The 8,484-nt window shown below is 72.7% G+C and carries 7 protein-coding genes and 1 pseudogene; 6 read left to right on the top strand and 2 right to left on the bottom strand.

Annotation, left to right across the window (positions count from 1 at the left end; genetic code table 11):
- Window positions 1-94: 94 nt before the first annotated feature.
- The 4 genes and pseudogenes from guaA (at window position 95) to ACFWN1_RS13625 (ending at window position 4,170) form a co-directional block, all read left to right on the top strand.
- Window positions 95-1,675 (top strand): glutamine-hydrolyzing GMP synthase, encoded by a 1,581-nt coding sequence (gene guaA, locus ACFWN1_RS13640; protein WP_384360841.1) that lies wholly within the window; start codon window positions 95-97, stop codon window positions 1,673-1,675.
- A 154-nt stretch (window positions 1,676-1,829) separates the two neighbouring features.
- Window positions 1,830-1,991: pseudogene (locus ACFWN1_RS13635) on the top strand (class II aldolase/adducin family protein); the annotation flags it as partial.
- Window positions 1,992-2,186: 195 nt separating this feature from the next.
- Entirely contained in the window at window positions 2,187-3,473 is a 1,287-nt protein-coding gene (locus ACFWN1_RS13630) for a hypothetical protein (protein ID WP_384360838.1), read from the top strand.
- A gap of 178 nt (window positions 3,474-3,651) precedes the next feature.
- Window positions 3,652-4,170 carry a DoxX family protein gene (locus ACFWN1_RS13625; protein ID WP_384360836.1) on the top strand — a complete coding sequence of 173 codons (519 nt, stop codon included), beginning with the start codon at window positions 3,652-3,654 and terminating at the stop codon, window positions 4,168-4,170.
- Window positions 4,171-4,331: 161 nt separating this feature from the next.
- Here ACFWN1_RS13625 and ACFWN1_RS13620 read toward each other — a convergent pair whose 3' ends face one another.
- Window positions 4,332-4,547, bottom strand: coding sequence for a hypothetical protein (locus ACFWN1_RS13620; protein WP_384360833.1), 216 nt, complete (start codon window positions 4,545-4,547; stop codon window positions 4,332-4,334).
- On the bottom strand, window positions 4,534-6,180 hold the full coding sequence (locus tag ACFWN1_RS13615; protein ID WP_384360830.1) for a PspC domain-containing protein: 1,647 nt from the start codon (window positions 6,178-6,180) through the stop codon (window positions 4,534-4,536). The genes ACFWN1_RS13620 and ACFWN1_RS13615 overlap by 14 nt, the downstream gene beginning before the upstream one ends.
- A gap of 221 nt (window positions 6,181-6,401) precedes the next feature.
- On the opposite strand from ACFWN1_RS13615, the gene ACFWN1_RS13610 reads away from it, so the two are divergent.
- Together ACFWN1_RS13610 and ACFWN1_RS13605 are read left to right on the top strand one after the other, a co-directional pair.
- Window positions 6,402-7,694: a PspC domain-containing protein gene (locus tag ACFWN1_RS13610; protein ID WP_384360828.1), complete on the top strand. Its 1,293-nt coding sequence runs from the start codon at window positions 6,402-6,404 to the stop codon at window positions 7,692-7,694.
- The gene (locus ACFWN1_RS13605) at window positions 7,691-8,452 is read left to right on the top strand and encodes a LuxR C-terminal-related transcriptional regulator (protein WP_384360825.1); all 762 of its coding nucleotides are present in this window, start codon (window positions 7,691-7,693) and stop codon (window positions 8,450-8,452) included. The genes ACFWN1_RS13610 and ACFWN1_RS13605 overlap by 4 nt, the downstream gene beginning before the upstream one ends.
- Window positions 8,453-8,484 lie beyond the last annotated feature (32 nt).

Raw genomic sequence — 8,484 nt, 5'->3', positions numbered from 1 at the left:
GGATGGGGGCGGCGCCCCCGTCCGGGAGGGGGGCGCCGCCCACCCCGTTAGAATCGGTCGTACAGACCCCCGCCCAACCGCCGGAAGGCACCCCGTGTCATCAGCGACCCAGTCTGCCGCCGCCCCCGACACCGTCCTGGTCGTCGACTTCGGCGCGCAGTACGCCCAGCTCATCGCCCGTCGCGTCCGCGAGGCGCGGGTCTACAGCGAGATCGTGCCGAGCACCATGCCGGTGGCCGAGATGCTCGCCAGGAACCCCGCGGCGATCATCCTCTCCGGAGGCCCCTCCTCGGTCTACGCCGAGAACGCCCCCCAGCTCGACGGCGCCCTCTTCGAGGCCGGCGTCCCCGTGTTCGGCATGTGCTACGGCTTCCAGCTGATGGCGCGGACCCTCGGCGGCACCGTCGACAACAGCGGCGCCCGCGAGTACGGCCGCACCCCCCTGCACGTCTCCATGTCCGGCTCCACCCTGTTCGAGGGCACCCCGGACGAGCAGCCCGTGTGGATGTCCCACGGCGACGCCTGCTCCGCCGCCCCCGAGGGCTTCACCGTCACCGCCTCCACCGACGTGGTCCCGGTCGCCGCCTTCGAGAACGACGAGAAGAAGCTCTACGGCGTCCAGTACCACCCCGAGGTCATGCACTCCACGCACGGCCAGCAGGTGCTGGAGCACTTCCTGTACCGGGGCGCGGGCCTTACCCCGTCCTGGACCACGGGCAACGTGATCGAGGAGCAGGTCGCCGCGATCCGCGAGCAGGTCGGCGACAAGCGCGCCATCTGCGGTCTGTCCGGCGGCGTGGACTCCGCCGTCGCCGCCGCCCTGGTCCAGAAGGCCATCGGCCCCCAGCTCACCTGCGTCTACGTCGACCACGGCCTGATGCGCAAGGGCGAGACCGAGCAGGTCGAGAAGGACTTCGTCGCGGCCACCGGCGTCCAGCTGAAGGTCGTCGACGCCGAGGAGCGCTTCCTCAAGGCGCTCGCCGGAGTCTCCGACCCCGAGGAGAAGCGGAAGATCATCGGGCGCGAGTTCATCCGCGTCTTCGAGCAGGCCCAGGCCGAGATCATCGCCGACGAGGGCCCGGCCGTGGAGTTCCTGGTCCAGGGCACTCTGTACCCGGACGTGGTCGAGTCCGGCGGCGGCACCGGCACCGCCAACATCAAGTCCCACCACAACGTCGGCGGCCTCCCCGAGGACCTCGAGTTCCAGCTCATCGAGCCGCTGCGCAAGCTGTTCAAGGACGAGGTCCGCATGGTGGGCCAGGAGCTGGGCCTGCCCGAGGAGATCGTCCAGCGCCAGCCCTTCCCCGGCCCCGGCCTCGGCATCCGCATCGTCGGCGATGTCACCAGGGAGCGCCTGGATCTGCTGCGCGAGGCCGACGCCATCGCCCGCGAGGAGCTGACCGCCGCCGGTCTCGACCGCGAGATCTGGCAGTGCCCGGTCGTGCTGCTCGCCGACGTCCGCTCGGTCGGCGTCCAGGGCGACGGCCGCACCTACGGCCACCCGATCGTGCTGCGCCCGGTCTCCTCCGAGGACGCCATGACCGCCGACTGGTCGCGGCTGCCGTACGACGTGCTGGCGAAGATCTCCACCCGGATCACCAACGAGGTCCGCGACGTCAACCGCGTCGTCGTCGACGTGACCTCCAAGCCGCCGGGCACCATCGAGTGGGAGTGACCTGGGTGCCGGCCCGCTGACCGGCACCGCACGAGGTGGAACGGCTCCGGCCGTTCCACCTCTTCTTCGCTGCTCCGGCGCCTTTCGGTACCCCCCCACCCGGCGGCGACTTCCGCGACCCGGAGTTCAACGAGTTCAGCGACTGCCTCTGGGTCAGCCCCTTCTCGCCGCCGAGGCCGCCGGCCGCCCCGTCCTCATCGACCACCGGCACGCCGTCGCCACCCGGGAACACCTCGGCGGCGACCTCGTGGCCCGGATCGACCACCAGCCCCTGTGGCAGGACATCAGCCCGAGCGGACCCGAACTCCTGAGCTGAGCGTCTCGCACGGGCGTGCGGGTGGGTCAGCAGGATGGGCGGTCCTTTCCGCCCTGCGCGGACCGGCGATCCGAGGGTGCCCGGCGTAGGGCACAATTCGCCTTGTTCACAGGGGAGTTGCCCGGCCATCGCACGCACTGTGCGTGACGGCCGCATTCCCGGGATCTCGGGTAGCGGGGAAGGTGGGCGTCGGTCGTGGCGGTGCAGGAGGCGAGGCAGAGCGCGGCGGCGGACGGCGCGGGGGCCCACGGAGGCGGCTGCGCGTGCGGGGACTGCCCGCACGGGGCGCGCGAGGGGCACCGCCGTGCCCTCGCCGCCTTCCGGCGCGGCCGGGACGAATTCGCCGCCGGACGCGGGCTGCCCCCGGCCGTGGCGCACTCGGCCTCGGCGTCCCGGCAGTGGATCTCCGCCGAACTGGCCCAGCGCGCCGAGGCGGTCGCCGAACGGGGCCGCGCCGAGGGCGACGCCTGGCTGGCCGGGCTGTGGACCCGCACGGCCTTCTTCGCCTGGGGCGCCACGGTGGTCCTGCTGCTCGCCCAGGCCCTCACCGCGATCGGCGCGGGCTGGAGCAGCGCCCGCACCGCCGCACTGCTCGCCGCGGTGGCCGTCGCGGGCGCGCTGACCCTCGCCGGCTTCTTCCACCGGACGCGCGGCGGGCCGCTTGCCCCGATGATCGGCGAGGACAACCGCATGTCCACCTCCCGCACGGTCGCCGCCTGCTGGGTGCTCTTCGTCGCCTACGCCGTCCTGCTCCTGGCAGGCCGCCTCGCCGCGGCCTCCCACCCCGCCGAACGGGACGCCCTCCTCGCCGGTCTCGACCTCGCGCGCGGCGCGGGCGTGGTGACCGTCCTCGCCGTGGTGTGCGGGATCGCCGTCCTGGTGCGCCGGGTGGTCGGGCTCCGCGTCCTCGGCCAGCGGCTCCAGAAGGTCCCCGCGCACCGGCCGCGCGCCGCCGACCTGCTCACCGACGACGCGGGCCGGGGTGCCTTCGCCGACATCCAGTACGTCGTCATCAGCGCCGTCGCCCTGGTCTTCGCCGCCGTCCGGCTCGGCCGCCGCCCCGACCAACTGCCCGACCTGCCCTGGGGGCTCGCCGTGCTGGTGCTGATCTCGGCGGCCACCTACCTGGCGGGCAAGTACGCCGAGGGCGGCCGTCCGGTGGTCCTCTCCGTGGTACGCGCCCGCGAACCCGGCGACCTGGACGGGCCGGTCCGCACCGGGGACGACATCGAGATCCGGGGCACCGGCTTCGTCCCGCCCGGCGCCCAGGGCGCCGACCGCCTCGCCCGCATGGTCGTCCGCATCGGCGCGGTCGACGTCCATGTGCCGCTGGTCCCGGTCGCCGGAGGCTTCCGCAACCCCACCGACAACGTCCTCACCGTCCCGGTGCCGGTCGAGGTGGAACCCGGCGCGGTGGAGGTCCAGGTGGTGACGGCGGCGGGGCTGGCCACCAACCGGTACCCGATCGAGGTGACGGACTGAGCCCCGGTCGCGGGCCGGGTGGTGGACCAGGTCGGAATGGCCGACCGATCACTCCGTACGGTGCACCGATTTCCGGAAAATCGTCCGGGGAGGATTGAACTGGCTCCCTTCGTCATACGTATCGTCGGGTGAGGGGTCCGGCACGGGCGAGAGGCGACTGACAGCGATGACTCACGGTATGCGGACGGACACGCGCGCCACCCATCTCGACGGGGACCGTGACTGGCGGTCCACCGCCACCCGTTACGCCCTCCTCCCACTCCGGATCTTCCTCGGCGTCACCTTCGTCTACGCGGGCCTGGACAAGCTCACCGACAGCGCCTTCATGAAGGCCGACGGCGCCGGTTCGCTCGGCGACACGATGCGCGGGGTACGGGACTCCTCCGCCATCCCGGCTCTCGTCGACCTGGCCCTGAAGAGCCCCGTCGGCTTCGGCTACGCCATCGCCCTGGGCGAGCTGGCCGTGGGCATCGGCATCCTCATCGGACTCCTCGGCCGGCTGGCCGCCCTCGGCGGCGCGCTGATCTCCCTCAGCCTGTGGCTGACCGTCAGCTGGGCCACCAGCCCCTACTACTACGGCAACGACCTCGCCTACCTGATGGCCTGGCTCCCCCTCGTCCTCGCCGGCACCCCCTACCTCTCCCTCGATTCCTACCTCCGGGACCGCCGCCGACGCCGGTCGGGCGGGTACCGCTAGGGCACCGCCTGCGGGCGGGGTCGGCGGGCGGACCCCTACGGGCCGGACTTGCCGGGCAGACCTTGTCGGGCCGGGCTGCACCGGACTGGCTGGCCTTGGTCTGCCGGGCTGGACTGGCTGGGCCGGGCCAGACGGACTAGGCCCGCCCGGCCGAGGCGCCCTCAGACCTTCTCGTCCTCCGCGCCGCCCTTTCCGCGTATCGCGCGGGTGAGGGCGGTCGTCACCCCCGCCAGGACCAGGCCGCCGACGGCCAGAGGGATCGCCGTGAACCAGGGCACCTCCCACAGACCGCGTACGTCCCCCAGATAGAGGGCGCCCGCGGCGGTGAGGCAGCTTCCGCCGACCAGCCGTCCGGGCTGGAACTCATGACGCAGCACGGCTCACCTCCACCTGTCCGACGCCCACATGCAGATCGATCCGCAACACACCCGTCTCCTTGCTGCTCCTGTCAGGAGCCAGGTTCGCCGTCTCGTGTCTGTCCGGCCGCACGTCCACGTCGTTCCCCTCGTCTCCGGGCATCCGGATGTCGCCCACACCCACGTCGATACTCAGCACCGCGGTCGCGTCCGCCGGGACGATCACCCTCAGCCGGCCCGCTCCCAGCCCCGCCCTGGTGGTCACCGTCTGGTCCTTGGCCAACTGCAACCCGGTCAGGTCGAGGGTGGCGGAGCCCGAGCCCAGCTCGTACGCCGGGCGGACGTCCGCCGCGGCCGCCGGCCGCCAGGCCGTGTGGCGCCAGTGCGAGGTGATATCGCTGGGCAGCGTGGCACTTCCGGCCAGCAGCAGCGCCGTGACCAGGGCCAGGAAGGCGGACCCGCCTCCCGTGCGCCCCAGGAAGGCGCTGACGGCTATGCCCAGTCCGAACACCACCAGGGCGCAGGCCAGCCCGGTCTGGAGGCTGGTGGCCAGCGGGCGCGTCTCCCAGGTGCGGCTGCCGCCCAGGACGCCTGCCGCCAGGGCCAGCAGGAACACCCAGCCGCTTATCCAGCGCGGTCCCCGTGGCCTGGACCGCTTGTCGGCCGGTGCGCGGCCGGCGAGAGAGTGCGGCCAGGGGAGCTGCATGACGAAGTCGATGGGCGGGGAGGGCACGACGTACCGCTCATGGACGTCGCGGGGACCCCAGAAGTACCCGGTGCCGCCGACGTGGGTGCCGTCCTTGACGATCGGGTCCCGCCACCAGGAGGGCCCGCTGTAGTAGACCGGCGGTGCCTGGGTCTCCGGCGGGGCGTCGGCCGCCGCCTGCGCGGCTATGGGATGGCCCCTGGGTGACTTGGGCTCGTCACTCGGGGACGGGGCGGGGTCGGTGGTGGCCCGGTGCCGGGACCAGTAGCCGGCCCCGGCCAGCAGCAGGGAGAGCACCACGGCGAAGGTCAGCACCCCGCCGTTGCGCAGGGTGGTCAGGATGACCCCGCAGCCGATCAGGGCGAACAGCACGGCGGCCAGCGCCTGTCCGTCGATCCGGCCGGTCAGCAGCTTGCGTACCTCGTTCTCGTCCTCGTCGTCGTAGGGCAGGAGGAGCCAGGCGAAGCCGTAGAAGACGAGGCCGATGCCGCCCGTCGCGGCCAGCACGGCCAGGGTGATGCGGAAGATCACCGGGTCCATGTCCGTCTGCCGGCCGAGGCCCGCGCACACACCCGCGATCATCTTGTGCCGCCGGTCGCGGCTGAAGCGGCGGGGGGCCTCGGCGGTGCCGGGCCGGTGCCCTGCCGCGGTGCCCGCCTCCGCTGTGTCCCGCGCACCCTGGTCCACACCAGGGTCCGTCACATCCGAGTCCACGCCTGTGTCCTTCGCCCCCGAGTCCCGCACTTCTCCACCCCCTCTGTCCGCGCCCTCCGCTCCGGCGGGCGTCTCCTGCGTCTCCTGCGTGTCCGCACTGTCCGCACTGTTCGTGCCGTCCGGGCCCGTCCGCTCCGCCGCGGCGGGTGCGGCATCCGTCGGCCCGGTGCCCGAGTCCGGGCGTGGGCCGGAGCCGGGTCCCGGACCCGTCGCGGCGTGCTCGTGATCCGTCATGTGTCCATGGTGACGGGCCGGGGGCCCTGTGGGCAGTCGGGCCGACCCTGGTCGAACCCTGAAATCGCCCCTGAGACGGGAGAGGGAGTTGTTCGACTCCGGTGCTCCGCTCCAGCCCCGTTCAGCCAGCCGCAGATCAGGGAAACCCCGGCGAAGATCAGGGGAGTCTCGGGGGACGACCCTGATGCCCCGGCACCCACCGCCGTGTGACCATCGTTGGCATGCCGGAAGCCGCAGCACTCCCACTCGATGACCCGCGGCCGCCGCGCAAGCTCTACCGCAGCGGTGACGGTCGCTGGCTGGGCGGAGTGGCGCGGGGGCTCGCCGGGCATCTCGGGCTGCCCGTGGTGTGGGTGCGCCTGGCCTTCGCCGGCCTGCTCATGGCGAACGGGCTCGGCGCGCTGCTGTACGCCGCGTTCTGGTTCTTCGTCCCGCTCGGGGTCGGCGGTGTGGGCGACCACAAACCCGCCTCGCTGGTCGGCACCGAGACCTCGCCGGAAGGGCGGCGCCGGCTGGTGGCCCGCAAGCCGGACAAGGGGCAGATGGTCGCCCTGCTCCTCATGGTCATCGTGTCCATCGTCTTCCTGGGCAGCGTCAATCTGACCAACACGGCCAAGGCGTATCTGGTGCCTGCCGTGCTCGTCGCGGCCGGTGTCGCCCTGGTGTGGCGTCAGGCGGACAACGCCCGCCGGGCCCGCTGGGTCGAGGTCGGCAGCCGGCGGCGCACGCTCACCCTGCTCCGGGCGGGTGTGGGCGTGCTGCTGGTCACCGCCGGTGTCTCCGCCATCTTCGTGATGCAGGTCTCCGCCGTCCACCTGGGAGCGGTGCTGGAGGCCGCGCTCGCCGTCTTCGTCGGCATCACCCTGCTCGCCGGGCCCTATCTCGTCCGCGTGACCCAGGACCTGTCCGAGGAACGCCTGATGCGCATCCGCGCCCAGGAGCGGGCCGAGGTCGCCGCGCACGTCCACGACTCGGTGCTGCACACCCTCACCCTGATACAGCGCAACGCGGACAACGCGGGCGAGGTGCGCCGCCTGGCCCGCGCGCAGGAGCGGGACCTGCGCACCTGGCTCCACAAGCCGGAGGGCACCGGCAAGGACGAGGCCGAGGAGCCGGACACGGTCGCGGAGGCCGTGCGGCGCAACGCGGCCGAGGTGGAGGACAAGCACGGCGTACCCATAGAGGTCGTGGTGGTGGGCGACTGCACCCTGGACGACAGGACGGCCGCGCAGATGCAGGCCGCGCGCGAAGCGATGGTGAACGCCGCCAAGTACGGTGGCGAGGGCGGTGCCGTGCAGGTCTACGCCGAGGTCGAGGGCCGTACGGTCTTCGTGTCCGTCCGCGACCGGGGGCCCGGCTTCGACCTCGATTCCATACCCGCCGACCGCATGGGGGTCAGGGAGTCGATCATCGGGCGTATGGAGCGCAACGGCGGCACGGCCCGGCTGCGGCCGGTGCCGGACGGCGGCACGGAAGTCGAACTGGAGATGGAGAGGGCGGAGAAGACGGCATGAGTGACGCGACCGAGGCGAACGGCACGACGGGGGAGGCGAAGGTGGCTGATCCAGGACGCGACACCGCGGAGCCGACGGGGGCGGAGGGCACGGCCGGGCGCCGGGTCCGGGTGGTGCTCGTGGACGACCACCGCATGTTCCGTACCGGGGTGCGGGCCGAGATCGGGCAGACCGCGCGGACCGGGGTCGAGGTGGTCGGGGAGGCAGCGGACGTCGACCAGGCGGTCTCGGTCATCACCACGGCCCGGCCCGAGGTGGTCCTGCTCGACGTCCACCTGCCCGGCGGAGGCGGCGTCGAGGTGCTACGGCGCAGCGCGGCCCTGATGGCGGACCCCGAGCAGCCCGTGCGCTTCCTCGCGCTCTCGGTCTCCGACGCGGCGGAGGACGTGATCGGGGTGATCCGGGGCGGGGCGCGCGGTTATGTCACCAAGACCATCACCGGGTCCGACCTGATCGACTCGATCTTCCGGGTGCAGGAGGGCGACGCCGTCTTCTCGCCCCGGCTGGCCGGGTTCGTGCTGGACGCCTTCGCCTCCACCGACGCCCCGCCGGTCGACGAGGACATGGACCGGCTCACCCAGCGCGAGCGTGAGGTACTGCGCCTGATCGCGCGAGGCTACGCGTACAAGGAGATCGGCAAGCAGCTGTTCATCTCGGTGAAGACGGTCGAGTCCCATGTCTCGGCGGTGCTGCGCAAGCTCCAGCTCTCCAACCGGCACGAGCTGACCCGCTGGGCGACGGCCCGCAGACTGGTCTGACCCCGGAGGTCCCCGAAGGTCCCCGGAGGCCG

The sequence above is a fragment of the Streptomyces sp. NPDC058459 genome, assembly GCF_042721685.1.
Lineage (GTDB): Bacteria > Actinomycetota > Actinomycetes > Streptomycetales > Streptomycetaceae > Streptomyces.
The sequence above is the reverse complement of the archived record's forward strand: the minus strand, read 5'-3'. Positions and strand labels throughout refer to the sequence as shown.

Bases quoted from the DNA above. Each gene is read 5' to 3' on its own strand.
- ACFWN1_RS13625 (WP_384360836.1), top strand. From the start codon at position 3,652: ATGCGGACGGACACGCGCGCCACCCATCTCGACGGGGACCGTGACTGG.
- ACFWN1_RS13610 (WP_384360828.1), top strand. From the start codon at position 6,402: ATGCCGGAAGCCGCAGCACTCCCACTCGATGACCCGCGGCCGCCGCGC.
- ACFWN1_RS13615 (WP_384360830.1), bottom strand. From the start codon at position 6,180: ATGACGGATCACGAGCACGCCGCGACGGGTCCGGGACCCGGCTCCGGC.
- ACFWN1_RS13605 (WP_384360825.1), top strand. From the start codon at position 7,691: ATGAGTGACGCGACCGAGGCGAACGGCACGACGGGGGAGGCGAAGGTG.